At 64.1% G+C, this 19,080-nt stretch carries 16 protein-coding genes and 1 pseudogene; 8 read left to right on the forward strand and 9 right to left on the reverse strand.

Annotated features, from left to right (window positions below; genetic code table 11):
- The first annotated feature begins 195 nt into the window (after positions 1 to 195).
- Genes D618_RS0102575 through D618_RS0102590 form a run of 4 tightly spaced genes read left to right on the forward strand, consistent with a single transcriptional unit; the run spans position 196 to position 4,495 of the window.
- Complete coding sequence (locus D618_RS0102575) at positions 196 to 531, forward strand: STAS domain-containing protein (protein ID WP_026091210.1); 336 nt, start codon at positions 196 to 198, stop codon at positions 529 to 531.
- A gap of 45 nt (positions 532 to 576) precedes the next feature.
- Positions 577 to 1,551 carry an MBL fold metallo-hydrolase gene (locus D618_RS0102580; protein ID WP_017669921.1) on the forward strand — a complete coding sequence of 325 codons (975 nt, stop codon included), beginning with the start codon at positions 577 to 579 and terminating at the stop codon, positions 1,549 to 1,551.
- Positions 1,526 to 3,607: a CHASE2 domain-containing protein gene (locus D618_RS0102585; RefSeq protein ID WP_017669922.1), complete on the forward strand. Its 2,082-nt coding sequence runs from the start codon at positions 1,526 to 1,528 to the stop codon at positions 3,605 to 3,607. The genes D618_RS0102580 and D618_RS0102585 overlap by 26 nt, the downstream gene beginning before the upstream one ends.
- A 15-nt stretch (positions 3,608 to 3,622) precedes the next feature.
- Entirely contained in the window at positions 3,623 to 4,495 is an 873-nt protein-coding gene (locus tag D618_RS0102590) for a CoA ester lyase (RefSeq protein ID WP_026091211.1), read from the forward strand.
- Positions 4,496 to 4,499: 4 nt separating this feature from the next.
- Here D618_RS0102590 and D618_RS17480 read toward each other — a convergent pair whose 3' ends face one another.
- Positions 4,500 to 4,664, reverse strand: a complete 165-nt coding sequence (locus D618_RS17480) for a DUF2256 domain-containing protein (protein WP_017669924.1) — start codon at positions 4,662 to 4,664, stop codon at positions 4,500 to 4,502.
- Positions 4,665 to 4,764: 100 nt separating this feature from the next.
- Here D618_RS17480 and D618_RS0102600 point away from each other — a divergent pair, with 100 nt between their 5' ends.
- Positions 4,765 to 6,378 carry an amidase gene (locus D618_RS0102600; RefSeq protein WP_017669925.1) on the forward strand — a complete coding sequence of 538 codons (1,614 nt, stop codon included), beginning with the start codon at positions 4,765 to 4,767 and terminating at the stop codon, positions 6,376 to 6,378.
- A 79-nt stretch (positions 6,379 to 6,457) separates the two neighbouring features.
- Here D618_RS0102600 and D618_RS0102605 read toward each other — a convergent pair whose 3' ends face one another.
- Positions 6,458 to 7,969 carry an alkaline phosphatase gene (locus D618_RS0102605; protein WP_017669926.1) on the reverse strand — a complete coding sequence of 504 codons (1,512 nt, stop codon included), beginning with the start codon at positions 7,967 to 7,969 and terminating at the stop codon, positions 6,458 to 6,460.
- A 145-nt stretch (positions 7,970 to 8,114) separates the two neighbouring features.
- On the opposite strand from D618_RS0102605, the gene ppc reads away from it, so the two are divergent.
- Positions 8,115 to 10,817 carry a phosphoenolpyruvate carboxylase gene (gene ppc, locus D618_RS0102610; protein ID WP_017669927.1) on the forward strand — a complete coding sequence of 901 codons (2,703 nt, stop codon included), beginning with the start codon at positions 8,115 to 8,117 and terminating at the stop codon, positions 10,815 to 10,817.
- Between the two features lie 15 nt (positions 10,818 to 10,832).
- Here the strand turns inward: ppc and D618_RS0102615 are convergent, their stop codons facing one another.
- The 4 genes and pseudogenes from D618_RS0102615 to D618_RS0102630 all read right to left on the reverse strand — a co-directional run bounded on the left by D618_RS0102615 (position 10,833) and on the right by D618_RS0102630 (position 13,082).
- On the reverse strand, positions 10,833 to 11,252 hold the full coding sequence (locus D618_RS0102615; protein ID WP_017669928.1) for a hypothetical protein: 420 nt from the start codon (positions 11,250 to 11,252) through the stop codon (positions 10,833 to 10,835).
- 42 nt (positions 11,253 to 11,294) lie between these two features.
- Positions 11,295 to 11,741, reverse strand: coding sequence for a hypothetical protein (locus D618_RS0102620; RefSeq protein ID WP_017669929.1), 447 nt, complete (start codon positions 11,739 to 11,741; stop codon positions 11,295 to 11,297).
- A pseudogene (locus D618_RS19240) lies at positions 11,738 to 12,163 on the reverse strand (DNA/RNA non-specific endonuclease); the annotation flags it as partial. The pseudogene D618_RS19240 and the gene D618_RS0102620, both read right to left, overlap by 4 nt.
- A gap of 655 nt (positions 12,164 to 12,818) precedes the next feature.
- Positions 12,819 to 13,082, reverse strand: a complete 264-nt coding sequence (locus D618_RS0102630) for a hypothetical protein (RefSeq protein ID WP_017669931.1) — start codon at positions 13,080 to 13,082, stop codon at positions 12,819 to 12,821.
- Positions 13,083 to 13,388: 306 nt separating this feature from the next.
- On the opposite strand from D618_RS0102630, the gene D618_RS0102635 reads away from it, so the two are divergent.
- Positions 13,389 to 14,843, forward strand: a complete 1,455-nt coding sequence (locus D618_RS0102635; protein ID WP_051041221.1) for a polysaccharide biosynthesis protein — start codon at positions 13,389 to 13,391, stop codon at positions 14,841 to 14,843.
- 3 nt (positions 14,844 to 14,846) lie between these two features.
- On the opposite strand, the gene D618_RS0102640 is transcribed toward D618_RS0102635, so the two are convergent.
- From D618_RS0102640 to D618_RS0102650, 3 genes are all read right to left on the reverse strand, one after another.
- Positions 14,847 to 15,593, reverse strand: coding sequence for an arylmalonate decarboxylase (locus tag D618_RS0102640; protein ID WP_017669933.1), 747 nt, complete (start codon positions 15,591 to 15,593; stop codon positions 14,847 to 14,849).
- A gap of 38 nt (positions 15,594 to 15,631) precedes the next feature.
- Positions 15,632 to 16,837, reverse strand: coding sequence for an FAD-dependent monooxygenase (locus tag D618_RS0102645; RefSeq protein WP_040370164.1), 1,206 nt, complete (start codon positions 16,835 to 16,837; stop codon positions 15,632 to 15,634).
- Between the two features lie 131 nt (positions 16,838 to 16,968).
- Positions 16,969 to 17,478 carry a MaoC family dehydratase gene (locus D618_RS0102650; RefSeq protein ID WP_017669935.1) on the reverse strand — a complete coding sequence of 170 codons (510 nt, stop codon included), beginning with the start codon at positions 17,476 to 17,478 and terminating at the stop codon, positions 16,969 to 16,971.
- Positions 17,479 to 17,653: 175 nt separating this feature from the next.
- Between D618_RS0102650 and D618_RS0102655 the strand changes: the two genes are divergently transcribed.
- Positions 17,654 to 19,006: an alpha/beta fold hydrolase gene (locus D618_RS0102655; RefSeq protein ID WP_017669936.1), complete on the forward strand. Its 1,353-nt coding sequence runs from the start codon at positions 17,654 to 17,656 to the stop codon at positions 19,004 to 19,006.
- The last annotated feature ends 74 nt before the right edge of the window (positions 19,007 to 19,080 follow it).

The raw sequence follows: 19,080 nt of genomic DNA on the forward strand, positions 1-19,080 counted from the left end.
CGGCGGGCGGCATATCCCCCGCCGTTACGCTATTTCCCTGTGGCAGCCCGTTCCCCATCTCTGCCCCATACCCCTTTTTGCCACTTTTCGACAAATATTCGTGCGTTTGTAAAGCTGTAACTGGCGACATGCGGGGTAACTTCACACTGCCGCAATTTATCGCTACGCTGCTTCATCATGCGAAAGGCAGAAGACATGCAGTGGTCCAGCACCCAGCAACAAGGTTGTGTTGTTGCGAGCCCGGATGGCCGCGTCGATGAAGCGACCGCCGAAGCGTTTACCGAACATCTCACCGCCAGCGTGGCGCTCGCCGCCGAGTCGGCGGGACGCAAGCTGATCGTCGACTTTGCGGGGCTGGATTACATGTCCTCGCGCGGCCTGCGCGCATTGACGCTCGCCAAGCGTCAGGCCGATGCGGCGGGCGTCGCAATGGCGCTTGCGCGACCCAATGACGTGATGAAGGAAATTCTGGCGATCAGCCGCTACGACAAGCTGTTCGCCGTCACAGATAGCATAGAGGCCGCCATCTAGAACGCCGTCTTGGGGGGCGGCACGGCACAGTCTTGGGGGGAAAGCATGCTGGTCCGGTTCTGGGGAACGCGCGGATCGCTGCCGGTGGCAGCAACCGCGTCCATTGTGCAGGAAAAGGTGGCGCAGGCCCTGCTGGCGGCATCCGGCCGCAGCTTCGCCGACATCGACGAGGCCCGCAGCTTTGCCCGCAGCGATCTGGACTTCGCCACCAGCGGCACCTTTGGCGGTGCCACCACCTGCGTCGAGATCGAAGCAGGCGACCCGGACACAGGCGACGCCTATATCATCTGCGACATGGGCAGCGGGCTGCGCGGGTTCGGGCTCGATGCGATGCGCCGCTGCGCTGGCGGCCATGCCCGGGTCTATCACTTCTTCATGTCGCACCTGCACTGGGACCATATCATGGGCTTCCCGTTCTTCGTGCCCGCGTTCGACCCCAATGCGCATATCATCATCCATTCCGGCCATGACGATGCCGAAACCGCGCTGCGCCGCCAGCAGGAGGAAATCTCGTTCCCGGTCGCGTTCGACTGGCTGCGCGCGAAAATCGAATTCCGGACGCTCCGGCCCGGCGAGGTCTATCAGATCGGCGCGGTGCTGGTGGAGGTGATGGAACAGCACCATTCGCACAGCAGCTTCGGCTACCGGTTCACCGATGCGGCCGGCAAGGTCGCGGTGTTCAGCACCGACAGCGAGCACAAGCTGGAGAAGATGGACGGCGAGGCCGATGTCGAGCATTTCTTCCGCGAAGCCGATCTGGTCATCTGCGACACGATGTATTCGCTGGCAGACAGCGTCTCGATGAAGGAAGACTGGGGCCATTCGAGCAACATCGTCGCCATCGACCTGTGTCATGGTGGGCGCGCGAAGCGGCTGGCGCTGTTTCACCATGAACCGGTCTATTCCGACGCCGATATCGCGCGGATGCACGCCGAGAGCATCCGCTACGAGGAACTGACCCGCGAGCATGCTCCACTGGAGGTGCTGTGCGCCTATGACGGCCTTGAAGTCGCGCTCTAGCGCCTTTGCCATCGCGCGACCTTCGCGGAGCCTTTGGCTGGCCGCGCTGGCTGGCTTGGCGCTGGCCGCGCTTTTGAGCGTAGTGCTTGAAACCCGCGCGCAAAATGCGGTGTTCGATGGCTGGCAGCGGCTGGCCCCGCGCGATCTGGCAGCCAGCAACGTGCGCGTCGTCGCGATCGGCCAAGAAAGCCTCGACGTGATCGGCAGCTGGCCCTGGCCACGCAGCGTGCTTGCGACGATGACCCGCAGGCTGGCACAGGGCGGCGTCGCGGCGATCGGGTTCGATATCCTGTTCGTCGAGCCGGACGCCGTGAGCCCGTCGCGTTTTTCACGCCTGTACGCGCCCGACGATCCGGCGATCCAGGCGTGGATCGAGGGGCTCGAAAGCCAGGACGGCGATTTTGCCGATGCCATCAGCACTGCGCCCGTCGTGCTGGGCCGCGCAGGCGTGACGCTGGGCGGCCACGATCCGGCAGACCTTACCCAATGGGCAACGATCACCGGAACACCGCCGCCTGCCCTGCCCCGCTATCCGGTTGTGCAGAGCAATCTGGACGCGCTGGAAGCACGCGCACCCGGCTTTGGCCTGCTCAACGGTGCGCCCGATGGCGATGGCGTGGTGCGCGGCATTCCGCTGGTGCTGAAGACCGGCGAGGCCGTCGTGCCAGGCCTGGCGCTCGAACTGGTCCGCGTCGCGCTGGAACACCGCACCGGGACCGCGCCGGACATCACGATTGCGCCGGACACTGTCACCATCGGCGCGCAAGCGATACCGGTCGATCATAACGGCAGGATGCGGCTGCACTTCGGCGAGGTGCCCGATGCGCATGTCTATTCCGCGATCGAGATCATGTCGGAAGAGTTCGACCTTGCCCAGCTCAAGGATACAACCATCGTCATTTCGCTGACCGCCGAAGGCTCGCCCGATATCGTCGCAACGCCGCTCGGCGCGGAGATGTTCGGCGTGCTGGTACAGGCCCAGGCCGCCGATGCGATCAGCCGGGGCGGCTGGCTGGTGCGTCCTGCATGGAGCCAGGCAGCCGAATGGATCACAGGCGGCATGCTGGCGATCGTGCTGCTGCTCCTGTCCGCCGGCCAGTCGCGCGGCCGCACCAGCTGGATGGTGCTGACCGGCGCCGCAATCGTGCTGCCGCTGGCAAGCTGGCTGATGTTTCGCTTCAGCGACGTGCTGTTCGATCCCGTCCGCCCGCTGCTGCTCGGCACCGGCAGCGCGCTTGCCGTGTTCGCAGCGCTGTTCAGCGAGGCGCGGCGCGAGCGCGCAGCCCTGCGCGATGCGCAGAACCGCAGCGAGGGCGAATTGGGCGCGGCACGTGCGATCCAGCTGGGCATGCTGCCCGACCGGACCGCGCTGGCGACACTGGACCCGCGCATCGACATCGCCGCGCAGCTCGAGGCTGCCAAATCGGTGGGCGGCGATTTCTACGACATCATCCGGCTGGATGCCGACCGCATCGTCATCTTGATCGCCGATGTCACCGGCAAGGGCGTGCCTGCCGCGCTGTTCATGGCGTTGTCCAAGGCCCTGTCGCGCAGCGTGATGCTGCGCAGCCCCGGCGGCCTTGCCGACACAGCCGCGCAGCTCAACGAAGAGCTGATGCGCGACAGCGGCGATGCCTTGGGGCTCACCATGCTGCTGTGCATCATCGATCTGGCCACCGGGCGGGTGGAGATGGTCAACGCCGGGCACGACAACCCCTTGCGCATCACCACCGACGGCGCGATCATCGAGGAACCGCTTGAGGGTGGTCCGCCGTTCTGCATCATGGACTATCCCTGGCCCGCCGAGGAACTGGTCCTGCAGCCGGGCGAGGCTCTGGTGCTGATCACCGATGGCGTGACCGAGGCGCAGAACCGCGCAGAGCAGCTGTTCGGTAACCCGGGCACCCGCGATGCGCTGACCGGTGACCAATCGAGCGCAGCGGCGATGGTCGCCGGTCTGCGCGATGCGGTGCGCGTGTTCGAGGACGGTGCCGATGCGAGCGACGACCTCACCGTGGTTGCCTTCCGCTATCTGGGTGCTAATCCGGCGGCTTAACCTGCAGGAGGCCCCATGTCCGACAGTGCACGACCCCGGCGCAGCGCGCTCTACATGCCCGCCTCCAACCCGCGCGCGCTGGCGAAGGCGCGCAGCCTGCCCGCCGATGTCATCATCCTCGATCTGGAAGATGCGGTCGCGCCCGAGGCCAAGGAGGACGCGCGCAACGCCGCGATCGCGGCAGTCGCCGAGGGTGGCTTTGGCAACCGCGAGCTGGCGATCCGCATCAACGCGCTCGACACGCCCTGGGGCAGGGATGACCTCGCCGCCGTCGTTCATGCCAATATCGACGCGGTGCTGGTGCCCAAGGTCTATCGACCCAGCGACATCACCGCCTGCAACGCGGCGCTCGCCGATGCCCCTTCGCGGCTGCAGTTGTGGGCGATGATCGAGACCTGCGCGGTGGTGCCGCACCTCGATGCGCTGGCGGCGCTCGCAGCGGGGACGCGGCTGTCGCTGTTCGTGATGGGGGTCAACGATCTCGCCAAGGAAATGCGCGCGAAGCTGACGCCCGAGCGCACGCCGTTCCTGCCGATTCTGACGCTGGCGGTGGCAGCAGCGCGCGCGCATGGTGTCGCGGTGCTCGACGGCGTGTGCAACGAGTTCCGCGATCTGGATGTTTTCGAGGCCGAAGCGCGGCAAGGGCTGATGTTCGGCTTTGATGGTAAGACGCTGATCCACCCCGATCAGATCGCCCCATGCAACACGATGTTTTCGCCGAGCGAAGAAGACCTCGCCTGGGCGCATGCGGTGATCGCCGCTTTCGCGCTGCCGGAGAATGCAGGCAAGGGCGCGATCCGGGTCGATGGCAAGATGGCCGAACTGCTGCATCTCGAGCAGGCACGGCAGATGGTCGCTATCGCGGACTCAATCGCCGCGCAGGAATAGGCGCTCAGCCCGCCCGGTTCTTGCGCCTGAGGTCACCCTTGCAGCGTTCCGAGCAGGTCTTCACATTGTCCCAGTCGCGCTCCCATTTCTTGCGCCACGCAAAGGGCCGCCCGCACGCCTCGCAGGTCTTTTCGGGCAGATTCGACTTGGTGTAGCGTTTCTCGGGCATGGCGGCGATATGGGCGCGGCAGCACGCCTTGCCCAGAGGCGCAGACACAATTCGCGCGCGGTATCTTGCCGGACAGGAACAGCACGCTATCGTGCCTGTCATGCGTATGCTTGCCCTGGCGCTTGCCGCCCTCACCCCGATTGCCGCTCATGCCGAAACACCCACGCCCCGGATGGCGCGGATGGTTTTCGAGATCGAGGAAAAATCGATCCCCGACTTGGCCGCCATGCTGGCGTCGGGCGAGGTCACCAGCGAAGAGCTGGTGCAGGCCTATATGGGCCGGATTGACCTAATCGATGACGAATCGTCGCACAGGCTCAACAGCGTCATCGCGGTGATGCCCGGCGCGATCGAGGAAGCCCGCATGCTCGATGCCGAGCGCAAGGCTGGAAAGCTGCGTGGGCCGCTGCATGGCATCCCGATCCTGATCAAGGACAATATCGAGGCGAAGGGCCCCATTCCGACTACCGCCGGATCGACCGCGCTGCTCGCCAATGTCACTGACCGCGATGCGCCTTTGGTGGCGCGTTTGCGCGCGGCGGGCGCGATCATCCTGGGCAAGACCAACCTGTCGCAATGGGCCAATATCCGCTCGAACGATTCGGTCAGCGGCTGGTCAAGCGTCGGCGGGCTGGTGAAGAATCCGTACGCGCTTGACCGCAATTCCTGCGGTTCGTCCTCGGGCAGCGGCGCGGCTGGCGCTGCGAGCCTCGCGGCAGCGACCGTCGGCACCGAGACCGACGGCTCGATCATCTGCCCCTCGTCGATCAACGGGCTGGTCGGCTTCAAGCCCACGCTCGGCCTTGTCTCGCGCACCCACGTGATCCCGATCAGCCATAGCCAGGATACCGCAGGCCCGATGGCCCGCTCGGTCACCGATGCCGCTCTGGTGCTGACCGCGCTCGCCGGGACCGACCCCGCCGACCCCGCCACCGCAGAGGCCGACGCGCGCAAGACCGATTATGCCGCAAACCTCTCGCCCGATTATCTGAAAGGCGTGCGCATCGGCGTGCTGACCGACCGCAAGGGCGGCAATGCCCGCGTCCATGCCGCGTTCGACGCCGCGCTGGAGAAGCTGAAAGCCGCAGGCGCGGTGCTGGTCGAGATCAAGGACAGCCGCACCGGACTCGAAGGCCTGGGCGAGGCCGAGTTCAAGGTGCTGATGGTCGAGCTCAAGGCCGATCTCAATGCGTATCTCGCCACCACGCCCCCGCAGGTCACGGCGCGCACGCTCAAGGACGTGATCGCGTTCAACACCGCCAATGCCGCGACCGAACTCGCCTGGTTCGACCAGTCGCTGTTCGATCTGGCCGAAAGCCAGAAGGGGCTGGATGACCCCGAATACAAGGAAGCGCTGGCCAAATCCAAGCGGCTCGCCGGAGCCGAGGGCATCGACAAGCTGCTCAAGACGCACGACGTCCGCTTCCTCGTCGGACCCAGCAACGCACCCGCCTGGGTCAGCGATCTGGTCAATGGCGATCACAGCATCGGCCCCAGCCAGAGCCAGATGCCCGCCGTCGCCGGCTATCCGCACATCACCGTACCGATGGGATATGTCGCGGGCCTGCCCGTCGGCCTGTCGATCATCGGCGGCCAGTGGCAGGACCATGCGGTGATCAAGGCCGGGTACGCCTTCGAGCAGGCAAGCAAGGCCCGCGTCGCGCCGGGCTATGCGCCGCGCGCGGATGCGGTGGCGGACCCGATCGGGCGCTGACCGCCGACCCTGGCGGGGGGCAAGCACCGGGAGTAACCAAAAATCCTCCCCCAGCTTGCTCGGGGAGGATTTCGGGAAGTTACATCCCCAGGATATGCTTTGCGATGTGATAGATGCTGTGCTGCTCCAGCGTGCCGTGGAACAGGTGCGCCTGGGGGCCCGCCGCCTTCAGCACCACATCCTCGCCGCCATGCGTTTCGCCCGAGGTCGGGACGGTCGCCTGCTGCTGATAGTTCAGCGCTTCGGTGTCTTCCTTTGAAGGGTCGTTGCGCGGCTCGTTGACCTTCGCGCCGGGGCCGTTGGCATAGCCCAATGTCGTATAGGGCTTGCCATCCTTGGCGTTCAGCGGCTCGCCGTCCTCGGTCACGCTGGCGAGACCGAAGATCGATGTGCCGCGCGGCGGATAGCCAGCGATGGTGAAGACATGGCTGTGATCGGCGGTGACCAATACCAGCGTCTCGTCGAGGTTGACCTTCTCCAGTGCCTTGGCGATCGCCGCGTCGAATGCGACGGTGTCATCGAGCGCGCGGTGCGCGTTGCCGCCGTGATGGGCATGGTCGATGCGACCACCTTCGACCATCAGCACATAGCCCTTTTCCGACTTGCCCAATTTGTCGATCGCCAGCGCGGTCATCTCGGCGAGCGAAGGCTCGCCCGCCTTGTCGCCCGCACGGTCCGCCTCGAACTGCATGTGGCTGGGTTCGAACAGGCCGAGCACCGGCGCATCGCTGGCGGCATCGATCGCACCGAACTGCGCAGCGTTCCAGATATACTGGCCCTTGGGGTTGCGCTTCTTCCACTCCGCGATCAGATCACGGCCGTCGGTGCGGTTGCCCTTCTTGTCGGCATATTCGGGATCGCTCTGGTCCTTGGGGGTGAACGCGGTGCGTCCGCCACCCAGAACCAGCTTGAGCTGGCCCGCCTGCGGCCATTCGACGAGTTGGCGCGCGATATCGCGGCAATTGGCGCCTTCAGGCAGCTCGCTGTTGCTTTCCCAGTTGCGATCGACGCTGTGCGCATAGGCCGATGCCGGGGTTGCGTGGGTGATCCGTGCGGTCGAGATCAGACCCAGTGCCTTGCCCGCGCTGCCCGCCTGTTCGAAGATCGTCGGCACATCCTTGCCAGTTGCGGTCTCGCACTTGCCGCGCAAGGCAGCAGGTGTGACCGACAGCATGCCCGAGCGGGTCTTGGTACCGGTCACCAGCGCGGTTGCCGTAGCCGCAGAGTCGGCGACCTGGAAGTCATGGCTGTATGTCTTGACGAGCGCCGAGAAGGGCAGCGCATCAATCGCGGTTTCTGTCGATTCGCCGTCGCGTCCAGTTTTCTGTCCCTGCCAGATCCGCGCGGCGGTCAGCGTGCTGACGCCCATGCCATCACCGATGAAGATGATGAGGTTCTTCGCCTTGCCGGTGCGCGCCTGCATCGCCAGCCGCGCCTGCAGCTGCGCCTGGCCCTGCGCGGTGTAGTCGGCAACAGTCTGTTCGCCGCGCTCCTTGTCGGGTGCGGCGTCCTTTGGTGCATTATGCTGGGCAGCACCCGGCACCGCCCACAGAGCGGACAGGCACAACAAAGCGGCAAGCGGGCGGTTCATCTGGGCACTCCTTCAACTGCGCCGCAGCTCTGTCACGAACCCATGACAAATTCGAGACTTTTCAAGCAGAGAATTCTGCAATCGTTTGCGCGCAATCGAAGCACACCCTTGACCCCAGAGTTTTTGCAGCGCAGCATATAGGCCTATGCCTGAAACCGACACCAGTCCGCCCACCCCCATCAGCCAGAACCCCGACATCCGCTATCTGGGCCGGATCCTGGGCGACGTCATCCGCGCCTATGGCGGCGAAAAGCTGTTCCGCCAGACCGAGTATATCCGTTCGGCCAGTGTCGACCGGCATCGCGGAATTACCGGGGCCGACGATATCGATTCCGGGTTGGAGGCGTTGAACCTCGATGACACACTCGCGTTTGTGCGCGGATTCATGCTGTTTTCGATGCTCGCCAACCTTGCTGAAGATCGCCAGGGCGTGGAACACGATACCGGCGCGACCGTGGCCGAGGCCGTCGCGCGGCTGCGCGAACATGGCGTGACGGATTCGGCAATCTCCGATCTGCTGGGCCACAGCCTGATCGTTCCGGTGCTGACCGCGCACCCCACCGAAGTGCGTCGCAAGTCGATGATCGATCACAAGAACCGCGTCGCCGACCTGATGAAGATGCGCGACGCGGGAATGAGCGAAACCCCCAGCGGCGACCGCATCGACGAGGCGCTGCACCGCCAGATCGCCTTGCTGTGGCAGACCCGGCCGCTCCGCCGCGAACGGCTGTTTGTCGCCGACGAAGTCGAGAACGCACGCGCCTACATGCAGGACGTGTTCCTGCCGGTGCTGCCGATGCTATATGCCCGGTGGGAGCGCGTGCTGGGCCATCGGCCACCTGCATTCCTGCGGCTGGGAAGCTGGATCGGCGGCGACCGCGATGGCAACCCCTTCGTCACCGCCGATGCGCTGCGCCATGCGCTGGGGCGTCAGGCAGAAACCGTGCTGGTCCACTATCTGGATTGCGTCCACGCACTGGGGCAGGATCTATCCATCGCCACCGGCCTGTCGGACACACCGCAGGCGGTGCTCGACCTTGCTGAAAAGAGCGGCGACAACGCCCCAAGCCGCGCCGACGAGCCTTATCGCCGCGCGCTCGCCGGCATCTATTCCAGGCTGGTCGCAACCCATGTCGCGCTGACGGGCAAGCAGCCGCCGCGTCCGTCCGCGCTGTCCGGAGAAGCGTATTCCAGTCCCGGCGATCTGCGCCGCGACCTGACCGTGCTGGCCAATGGCCTGGCCGACAATGGCGCAGGCATCCTGGCCAGCGGCGGTGCGCTGGGACGGCTGATCCGCGCCGTCGAAGTCTTCGGTTTTCATCTCGCCACGCTCGATCTTCGCCAGAACAGCGATGTGCACGAGCGCGTGGTCGCCGAGTTGTTGAATGTCGCGGGCGTCAGCGCCGAGTATTCCACGCTCGACGAGGCGGCGCGGATCGCACTGCTGCGTGCCGAGCTGGCGCATGGCCGCCTGCTGGTGAACCGCTGGCACGAGTATAGCGAGGAAACCGCCAAGGAACTCGCGATCATCGAGGCCGCCGCCCGCGCGCACGCGATGTACGGCCCGCAGTCGATCACCGCCTACAACATCAGCAAGGCCGAGAGCGTCTCGGACATGCTCGAGGTCAATCTGCTGCTCAAGGAAGCGGGCCTGTACCGCCCTGGCGAGACTGCAGGCGCGGTGGCTCAGGCGGCGATCATGGCGGTGCCGCTGTTCGAGACGATCGGCGATCTGGAGAACGCGCCGCAGATCATGCGCGCCTATTTTGCGCTGCCCGAAATCGCAGGCCTGGTGAAGGCACGCGGCTATCAGGAGGTGATGGTCGGCTATTCGGACAGCAACAAGGATGGCGGCTATCTGACCTCCACCTGGAGCCTGAACCATGCCAGCCGCGCGCTGGCCAAGGTGTTCGCCGATGCCGGCATTGCGATGCAATTGTTCCACGGACGCGGCGGCGCAGTGGGGCGCGGCGGCGGATCGAGCTTTGCCGCGATCCGCGCACAGCCCAAGGGCACGGTGCAGGGCCGCATCCGCATCACCGAACAGGGCGAGGTCATCGCCGCCAAATACGGCACGGTCGAAAGTGCCGAGCTGAACCTGGAGGCGATCACCTCTGCCGCGCTGATCGCGACGCTCGACCATGACGGCGTCAGCCAAGCCGACGAAGCGCGCTTCGCTGCCGCGATGGACATGATCTCGCGCGATGCCTTCCGCGCCTATCGCGACCTGGTCTACGGCACCGAGGGCTTCAACCAGTTCTTCCGCGCCGCCACCCCGATCAGCGAGATCGCCGACCTCAAGATCGGATCACGCCCCGCCAGCCGCTCCAAGAGCCAGCGGATCGAGGACCTGCGCGCGATTCCGTGGGTGTTCAGCTGGGCACAGGCGCGCATCATGCTGCCGGGCTGGTACGGTGTCGGCCAGGCTCTGGGCGGCTTTGCCGACAAGGGGTTGCTCAACAGCATGGCGCAGGGCTGGCCGTTCTTCCAGGCGCTGCTCGGCAATATGGAGATGGTGCTCGCCAAGTCCGACATGGATATCGCACGCCATTATGCAGGCCTGGTCCCCGACGACGCCTTGCGTGAAAAGGTGTTCGGCCAGATCACATCGGGCTGGAACGCCGCGCATGACAATCTGCTGAGCATCACCGGCCAATCGCGGTTGCTGGCAGACAACCCCGCGCTCGATACCTCGATCCGCCTGCGCCTGCCCTATATCGAGCCGCTCAACCTGCTGCAGATCGAACTGATCAAACGCCACCGCGCAGGCGAGACCGACGAGCGTATCCCGGAGGGCATCCAGCTGTCGATCAACGCGATTGCGACCGCACTGAGGAACAGCGGGTGATGTTTGCTGAAAGCACTACCTGATCTGAGCACTGCCACGACCGTGCGGGTAGACAATCCTCTTCGCGCCATAAATCGTCTGCGCCGCGTCGCCCCAGCGATCGAGCTCGGAAATGTCGAAATCAACATCTTCGGGATAGAGATAGGTGACGCGCACCTCCTTACCCCGGATGAGATAATGGATTTCGTGCCACCGGCAGCTTAGTGGCTCCATAGCCCAGAGCTCGGTAAGCGTATCGCGATATTTGTCATAGTCCGGCTGGGCGAACGCAATATAGCTGCCCCGATCCAGAAAGCGCGCAACGCTGATGTATCGGCTTTCCACCGCTGCAACCATCAGCGTGCCTAGGGGGCTGAAACTCGTCTCCGAGCGCAGGGTCGAGGCGAGATCGGCGAAGAGGTCGGCTTTCCATCGCCTTGTGCCCATATTCCCCATTACCACCCCCTATCGTGTAGCAAGCACGGCTCTGCGCGTCGCTCAGCGCATCTTTGTGCGCCACCCGGACCGGGGCAGTGTCTGCGCATCGCTGGGCATCGGCGGATATTTGATCGGATAATCCCCAAAATAGTAAATGACAAAGGACTCTCGGTCATCATACGGTAGATGATCTTCGGGCACATCCTGAAGATACACTAATTTTGATGACGCCCCTTCATTTTTGATGAATATTTCTATTCCTAGCGGCACCTTGTCAGCAGGTGGAACAAACCGGAGATCATCGAGAAGATCGACGTTTTTGAAATCGTCTTCTGTAACGAAGATGTACTCCACAAATCGCTGCCTGCCGACGTAAACCGAATAACGGACACCTCCGTCAAGGTCAGCCAAAACGAGAATTCCTCGATTGTTGTCCCCATGTTTGCGGACAAGGTTGCAGGCGACGTCATGAATGATATCAGCCATTTCGGTCTTCCAGTCCTTCATTTTTTCCTCCGCACTTTGGGCTTCATTGGAGAATGACCGGAACGATTGTCTATCTTTTCATAGATGGGCGGCCCTCCAGTGCCATACCAGATATGGACGAAGTCAGGCCGTCTTGATCCTTTCGGATAGTCGATCTTCATCTTAAACGACACATGCTTGCCTGCGGCTTGCGCGTCGGCCCATTTCTGTTCGACCACACGGTAACGGCCTCGGTTCGAGGACCTGTCCTGGGCAAAATGATTGAATGCGTCATTTGGGCCATTGAACCGGTGTGCAATGAAGTGGCCGCCATCATCGTTCGGAAGCCGGTCAGGCTTGCCCGCATTGCGCTGGGTTGACCTTGAGCGCGGCGTCTGCGCTTCAGTAGCCAGCTTCGGAACATCAACTTCGTGCAGATCGCCGTTATCGTCCAGGTGATAGGTGTACCCGTTACGCTCAACGGGCCGCCATGACGGGGGTTCGGCAGGCCGAACGAGTGCCGGTCTGACCCGAGGCTTTGACCAAGGGGCGGGTTGAGCAGGCGACCAGCCAGGAAGTTTCCTGGCTTAACGCGATACTGGCCGCGGCTTGGGCTTAGGCCTGGGCGGTGATGGCTTGCCAAACGATCCACTGGCGCCCGCACCGCCGAACGATCCACCGCCCGGTTGGACCTTACCGCGCTTTTGCGGCTTGGCGCTGCTGGGAGAACCTGAGCGACCTTGGCCATAACGTCGCCCCTGGCCCGCAAAGGTGAAGCGCCCGTCATCGGGATCATGCCAGAGACTGAACTTGCGTTCGATCGCCGTTCCTGGATCTCGATCCGGCAAGCGTCCCGTTCGTAGCCAACATGCAAAACCGCATTGCTGCCCATGCGCCGAATCCCGCATCTTGCCGCTCCTGTGAGGAAAAACGGCAAGAACATATCAGCAACATTTCCCTGCAAGTCAATCATGTTGCTTGAAGGCGGAGCCAAATCGCGCGCAGTTATTGATCGGTTTCAGAGCAAATTGATGCCGAGTCCACCTATGCACCGCGCATACTAAAACGGCGGCGGATCTTTCGATCCGCCGCCGCCTTTCGACCTTCGAAGGGGAAGGTTTACTGGTTCGGAGTCGTGGCCGGGGCCATTCCGTCGTTTGCGTCGATCTGGTCAGCCCTTGCTTCGCCCGCGTCTTCGACAGCTTCAGCCTGCGCGTCGAGCGCATCTTCCTGCGCTTCGGTCGGGGCTTCGTCAGCCATGTTTTCCAGCGCTTCAGCTTCGGCTTCAGCCTGGTCTTCGACCTGGTCGGCCTGTTCGCTCTGGCAAGCGCCGAGGCTGATCAGTCCAACGCTGGCGATGCTGGTAAGAATGAGTTTACGCATATTTGGCTCCACTACCCTGTTGATGCATAATGCATGACGGGGTTTACGGCCCGCGCATCAAAGGGTTGCGGCAGCGATCAGATTTTTTTGCCCCAGACTGGGGGCTGTTGGGCGCGCCGGTCTGACGCGCTGCCTAGCCAAAGCGTGCCAAAGCTGCTTAAGAGCAGCAGGATTTGGGTTGGGTAGACCGTTTTGACATCATTGCCGCCGCGTCAGGAGCAAACGCCCCCGCAAGGCCCATCCGGGTCTGATGGCGCCACGCAAGGCGAGGCTGCCACCCCCAAGGATGCAGCCCCCGGCGGTGACATCCAGGCGCTGGCCAAGGGCGGGCGCACCAACTTCTTCGGCTTTCTTCTCCGGCTGGCGGCGCGGCTGCCGTTCCTGTTCATCGCCGGGCGGCTGTATGGCGCAGAAGCACTGGGCCGCTTTGCCTATGCGATCCTGGTGGTGGAGTTTGCTGCGCAGATTGCCACCCTGGGGCTGAAACGCGGGTTGGCCGCGCAGTTGGCGCACACCTCTCGCCCGCATGCGCAGGTCGTCGCCGATGGCATGCTGGTCAGCTTCATCGCCTCGGCCATCGCAGCCACAGGGCTGATGCTATTGCCCGAGATCATGTTTCCCAACAGCCAGGCCGGCGATATCGACCGGCTGCTGCCGCTGGTCATCTTTGCAGTGGCAGGATCGGATATCGCGCTGGCCGCGCTGGCCTATCGCTTCGACATTGCCGCAACAGTGCGCGCGCGATCGGTGATCGAGCCCTGGACGATCAGCATCACCGCGTGGATATTCTTCTACCTCACCCCGACCGACGGGCTGATCCTGTCGTATATCGCATCGATGGCGGCGGCCTTCATCGCCTCCATCTGGCCGATGATGCGCAATTACGGTTGGCCAGCCGGGTGGAAACCCCGCCCGCTCAAGCTGCTGCGCATGGCACGGCGCAACGCGCCGCTGGCGGCAGCCGACGCGATCGAATGGGGAAGCCGGCGGCTCGACCTGGCAGTGCTGGGGCTGTTCGCAGCGCCTGCCGTGGTCGGCATCTATTATATCGCGCAGCAGGTCGCCAGCCTGCCGCAGAAGCTCAAGACCAGCTTCGATCCCATTCTGGGCCCGGTGATCGCGCGCAACCTGCAGAGCGGCAAGATGACCGAAATCGCCCGGCAGGTGAGCCAGGTCGGCTTCTGGATCATCGCCGCGCAGATGGGCGTCGCGCTGGCTTTGGGCATCCCCGGCGAAGGCGTGATGGGGCTGGTCGGGCCGAATTTCGTCGGCGGAACTGGCGCGCTCGCATTCCTGCTGGCAGCAGAAGTGGTTGCGGCAACCGCAGCCGTCAGCGAATCCGCGCTCGTCTACATTGCGCGCCACCGCAACCTGATGATCTCGCTCGCCATGTTGGCGCTGCAGGCTGGCCTGAGCGTCGCCTTGATCCTCACCGCGCAGGCGATGGGTCTGCCGCCGCTGTTCCAGGCCGCCAGCGTGGCCCTGGCCCTTGCGCTGGCTTTGGGCTTTGCCTCGATCGTCAAGGCGCGGCTGCTCTCGAAACTGCTGGGTGCGCCAGTCAATGGCTGGCGCTGGGCCCTAGTGTGGGCGGCGGCGGCCTCGAGCGTCGTCGGCTATGGCTTTACCAGGCTGCCCGAATGGGTTGAGCTGGCGTTCGGCATTCCTGCGATCCTGGGGGTCTACGGCTGGGTAATCTGGCGGCGCGGCTTCGGCCCCGAGGATCGCGAACTGTTCCGCATGCGCAAGGGCAGTGCGGAATAACGATCAATGCTCGGCCAACAGACGGCCCAGCCCCGCGATCCGATCATCGATGCCGCAGGCGCGCAAGGCGTGCCAATAGGTCGCGGTGTTGATCGCGATCACCGGCTTGCCGCGCATCGCCTCTTCCTCGGCGGCCAGATCGACCATCGACAGGTTGGTGCCGACCTGAACGATGGCATCGACATCCGGCCCGTCGAGATGGTCGATCACTTCGCGCAAGCGCTCGGGCGTCACCTTGGCGATATCGGTCCAGCAGCGGCATTGCAGCGGCACGTCGCGCGCGACGGCAAAGCCTGACTCTTCAAGAAACCGCCGGACCTCGGCATTGGCGACCGGATAATAAGGCGAGACGAAGCTCACCGTCCTGACCCCGCCATAGACCTTCAGCGCCGCCGCAATCGATTCCGCACCGGTACTCGCTCCGACGCCTGCGACCGCCTCGACCTTGCGCTTGAAATCGACCGATCCCTGAACGCCGCCGTAAAAGGTGATCGCCGACATGCCCAGCACCAGATAATCGGGGCGGCAGGTCATCACCGATCGCACCGCATCCATCGTGTTTTCGGCAATGGCGGTGGTCCCGGCGATGAAATCCTCGTTCGACAGCGCCACCGGGTCTTCGACGTAAATGCGCGAGAAATGGTTGGTCACGCCGTGCGGACGCATCCGCTCCATATCGGGCTGCACCACGGTGTTGGTGGACGGCGCGACCACCCCCAGCATGCTGCGCCAACCCAGAACGTCGCCCATGGCTCCACCTTTCCAGCAAGACCGGCCGTGCGGCGCGGTCAGTTGATTGCGCGCGCCTTGTCGAGGCTGTCGAACATCGCCTGCTTCAGCAGATAGGCGCGGCGGTTTTCATCATTCTGCTGGATGGCCAGCATCTTCTGGCGGCGCAGTTCATGCCCCTCGCCCGCGCCGCCCCGGATAAACGCCATGTTCTCGATCGTCTGCGCCTGGGTGAAGTCGTGCGTCACCTTGCGCCGCTGGCGATCGAACAGCGCCAGCGGCGCATCGGGTGAACCGCCCTTGAGAACGGGTGCCAGCTTTTCGAACAGGTTGAACGCATCGTGCAGGCCCGAATTCATGCCAAAGCCGCCCAGCGGATTGTTGAGGTGCGCCGCGTCACCAATCAGCATCACCCGGCCTTCGCGGAACGATTGGGCGACACGCTGGTGCACCCGGTACAAGGTGCGGTGGAAGGTCTTAACGCTGGCGCCATCGCCCATCAGCCGGTCGAAGATCGCGTCCTTGCGCGCATCGGATCGCAGGTCGTCGTCGGTCGCACTGCCATCGGTGGGCAGCAGCACCCGCCACAGGGATGGCACCTTGAGCAGCACCAGCCACTCCTCCGGATCGGAGACGTAGTTCACATACGCCAGGTTCTGAAGGTACGCGGTCAGGTCCTCATCGGTCGACAGGCACAGGAACCGCTCGGGATAGGTGAACCCGTCGAACTCGATGCCCAGCCATTTGCGCACCACGCTGTTCGCGCCATCGGCGGCGATCAGGAAATCGCAGCGGATCTGCTGGACCGCCGTCGGACTTTCGACAAACACGTCGATGCCGGTCGCGTCCTGATCGAACGACAGCAGCCGATGGCTGAAGCGGACCTGCGCATTGGAATAGCGGGCCAACCCTTCGGCCAGCGCGCGCGACAAATGATATTGCTCGCACTGGATGCGGAAGGGATAGCGCGTGACGTCGGCGATCTCGCCGAGATCGAAATCGATCACCTCGCCCGATTGCCGGTCGCGCCAGTGATAGACCGGTGCCTTGAGCCCGCGTGCCAGCAGCATCGGCGTCACGTCGACCTCGTCGAGCATTTCCAGCGTCGGCGGGTGGAAGGTCGAGGCGCGCAGGTCCTGGGCACAATCCTCATTGGCTTCCAGCACAATGACGTCCACGCCCTGCTTGGCCAGCAAGGTCGCCATCGTCGTGCCCACCGGCCCGGCCCCCACAATTACAACCTGGCAACGTTCTGTTGCGGACATACGTCCCTGCCCCTCGTCTTATCTGCATTCTGGCTAGAAAACCGGCACGCCCGCCGATGCTGGCTTGGCGCGAACTATCCGCCGTGCGACCAACACGCCGGGTCGCACGGCGGAAGCGGACGGAGCCCGGATCAATCGTCCATCGGGCCGAAGCCCCTTTTCCAGATCAGCATCACCCGAGTGAATTCGCACACCACATCGCCGGTCTGGTTCTTGCCGATGGTCTTGATGGTGACGATGCCCTGGGTCGGGCGCTTCTCGCTCTCGCGCTTTTCCAGCACTTCGGATTCCGAATAGAGCGTATCGCCAGCAAACACCGGCTTGAGCAGCTTGATCTCTTTCCAGCCCAGATTGGCCACCGCCTTCTGGCTGACGTCCGACACGCTCTGCCCGGTCATGATCGCGACCGTCAGTGGCGATGCAACCAGGGGCTTGCCGAACTCTGTCTTGGCGGCGAAATGGGCATCGCAATGCGCCGGATGCTGGTTCATCGTCAGCAGCGAGAACCAGATATTGTCGTTCTCGGTGATCGTCCGGCCGGGACGATGTTCATAGACATCGCCCACCGCGAACTCTTCGAAAAAGCGGCCATAGGTTTCGCGGTAACGCTGCGGCCCTACCTCGGTGACACCATCACGCATCGATCATTCCCCTTGAATTGCACTGCAATTGAACTGCGCCGACTTGAACGGCCCTGCTCCCCTTGGTGGCAGCGCGGCGGCCAGATCATCGGGCGAGCGGGCGGTTATCCACCATGCGGCCAGTTGCTGGCGGCGGCGGCTTTGCGGTGCAAAGGATTGGGGTAATCATCAGGCCATGCGCATCACCCGACATTATCTCACCCTCGCCGGACGGCGCGTTCATTACCGGATGTGCGGCGAGGGCCCGCCGGTGCTGCTGATCCACCAGAGCCCGCGATCGTCCGACGAATACCGCCAGGTGATGACGCAATGGGGCGAACGCTTCACCTGCATCGCGCCCGACTCGCCCGGCTTTGGCCAGTCCGATCCGCTGCCAATCGACCGCCCGACCACCGAAGACTTTGCCGACGCGATCCTTGCGTTCGCGCAAGCGGTGGGCTTCCATGGCATCGCGGCTTACGGCTTCCATTCGGGCGGCATCTTCCTGATGAATGCGCTCAAGCGGCACCCGGAGCGGTTCGTCGCGCTCGCGGTCGGCGGCTATCCGTGCTTCCACCCGCACGAGCTCGACGATGTCGGCGAGGCCTATCTGCGCCCCTTCCATCCCCAGCCTTATGGCGAGCATCTGTTGTGGGCGTGGAACAGGATGCTGGAGCAGAGCTGGTATTTCCCGTGGTACAAGCCCGAACAGGCGCGGCGCATGTCGGCCCCGCATGCCGACCCCATGGTGCTGCACCCGCAGGTGATGGACCTGCTCGCCTCGGGCGATGCCTATCGCCACGGCTATCGCGCCGCGCTCAGTGCGGGATATGACGTCCCGCCTGCGGACGCAGATGTCCCGCCCGCGCTGCTCTCCAGCTATTCCAGCGACCCGATGACGGCCCATATGGCGCGCTTCCCTGCATTGCCCACCGGGTGGAGCACTGCCGAACAGCCCGATCCGGCGGCGCATTACAGCGCCAACGCCGACTGGCTGGCACAATATCCCGCGCCCGGCTTTGCGCCGGTGCAGGACAATGACCGGGGCTTTCTCTCGGTCCGGACCAATGCCTTCGACGGGCTGATCCACTGGCGCGGCCAGGGCGACGTGCTGCACCTGCCCGGACCAGGCCGTTCGCTCGACCTGCTGCCCGAAGGCGTGCTGGCGATCGATCTGCCGGGCCACGGCCTGTCCGACCCCTGGCCAGGCGACCCGCCGCTCGACTGGGCAGACTGGCAGGCGGTCATCGATGCGGCCACCAGGGCGCTGGGCGCGCGCGAGGTCACCAGCGAGCCGCTGCTTCCCGGTGAACCAGAGCTGCTTTTCCCCGATCTGTCGCCCGATCGCTATGGCAACCATCTGGTCAACGGCTGGGCGCTCTTGCGCGCCGGCCATGCATTTGCACCACGTTATGCCATCACGCGCGACACGATGACGCCGATGGCGGAGGGGGCCATGGACGTCGATTGCCTGGCACGCGAGCATCTGGCGCTGATGCGGTCGAGCGCGGCCAGAGCGCTGCATCAGGCACGACTATCCACCAGGTGAACACTGCTTGCGGTTTGCGCTGGTGCGCGGCCACGCACCCGGCATAGTGTCGCCTTCATTCAGCAGGAGGTCTG

Source organism: Blastomonas sp. AAP53, from assembly GCF_000331245.1.
Classification (GTDB): domain Bacteria; phylum Pseudomonadota; class Alphaproteobacteria; order Sphingomonadales; family Sphingomonadaceae; genus Blastomonas.

What these genes read in the sequence shown, in the direction of transcription:
- D618_RS0102575 (WP_026091210.1), top strand. Translation starts at nt 196, where the DNA reads ATGCAGTGGTCCAGCACCCAGCAACAAGGTTGTGTTGTTGCGAGCCCG.
- D618_RS0102580 (WP_017669921.1), top strand. Translation starts at nt 577, where the DNA reads ATGCTGGTCCGGTTCTGGGGAACGCGCGGATCGCTGCCGGTGGCAGCA.
- D618_RS0102585 (WP_017669922.1), top strand. Translation starts at nt 1,526, where the DNA reads ATGACGGCCTTGAAGTCGCGCTCTAGCGCCTTTGCCATCGCGCGACCT.
- D618_RS0102590 (WP_026091211.1), top strand. Translation starts at nt 3,623, where the DNA reads ATGTCCGACAGTGCACGACCCCGGCGCAGCGCGCTCTACATGCCCGCC.
- D618_RS17480 (WP_017669924.1), bottom strand. Translation starts at nt 4,664, where the DNA reads ATGCCCGAGAAACGCTACACCAAGTCGAATCTGCCCGAAAAGACCTGC.
- D618_RS0102600 (WP_017669925.1), top strand. Translation starts at nt 4,765, where the DNA reads ATGCGTATGCTTGCCCTGGCGCTTGCCGCCCTCACCCCGATTGCCGCT.
- D618_RS0102605 (WP_017669926.1), bottom strand. Translation starts at nt 7,969, where the DNA reads ATGAACCGCCCGCTTGCCGCTTTGTTGTGCCTGTCCGCTCTGTGGGCG.
- ppc (WP_017669927.1), top strand. Translation starts at nt 8,115, where the DNA reads ATGCCTGAAACCGACACCAGTCCGCCCACCCCCATCAGCCAGAACCCC.
- D618_RS0102615 (WP_017669928.1), bottom strand. Translation starts at nt 11,252, where the DNA reads ATGGGGAATATGGGCACAAGGCGATGGAAAGCCGACCTCTTCGCCGAT.
- D618_RS0102620 (WP_017669929.1), bottom strand. Translation starts at nt 11,741, where the DNA reads ATGAAGGACTGGAAGACCGAAATGGCTGATATCATTCATGACGTCGCC.
- D618_RS0102630 (WP_017669931.1), bottom strand. Translation starts at nt 13,082, where the DNA reads ATGCGTAAACTCATTCTTACCAGCATCGCCAGCGTTGGACTGATCAGC.
- D618_RS0102640 (WP_017669933.1), bottom strand. Translation starts at nt 15,593, where the DNA reads ATGGGCGACGTTCTGGGTTGGCGCAGCATGCTGGGGGTGGTCGCGCCG.
- D618_RS0102645 (WP_040370164.1), bottom strand. Translation starts at nt 16,837, where the DNA reads ATGTCCGCAACAGAACGTTGCCAGGTTGTAATTGTGGGGGCCGGGCCG.
- D618_RS0102650 (WP_017669935.1), bottom strand. Translation starts at nt 17,478, where the DNA reads ATGCGTGATGGTGTCACCGAGGTAGGGCCGCAGCGTTACCGCGAAACC.
- D618_RS0102655 (WP_017669936.1), top strand. Translation starts at nt 17,654, where the DNA reads ATGCGCATCACCCGACATTATCTCACCCTCGCCGGACGGCGCGTTCAT.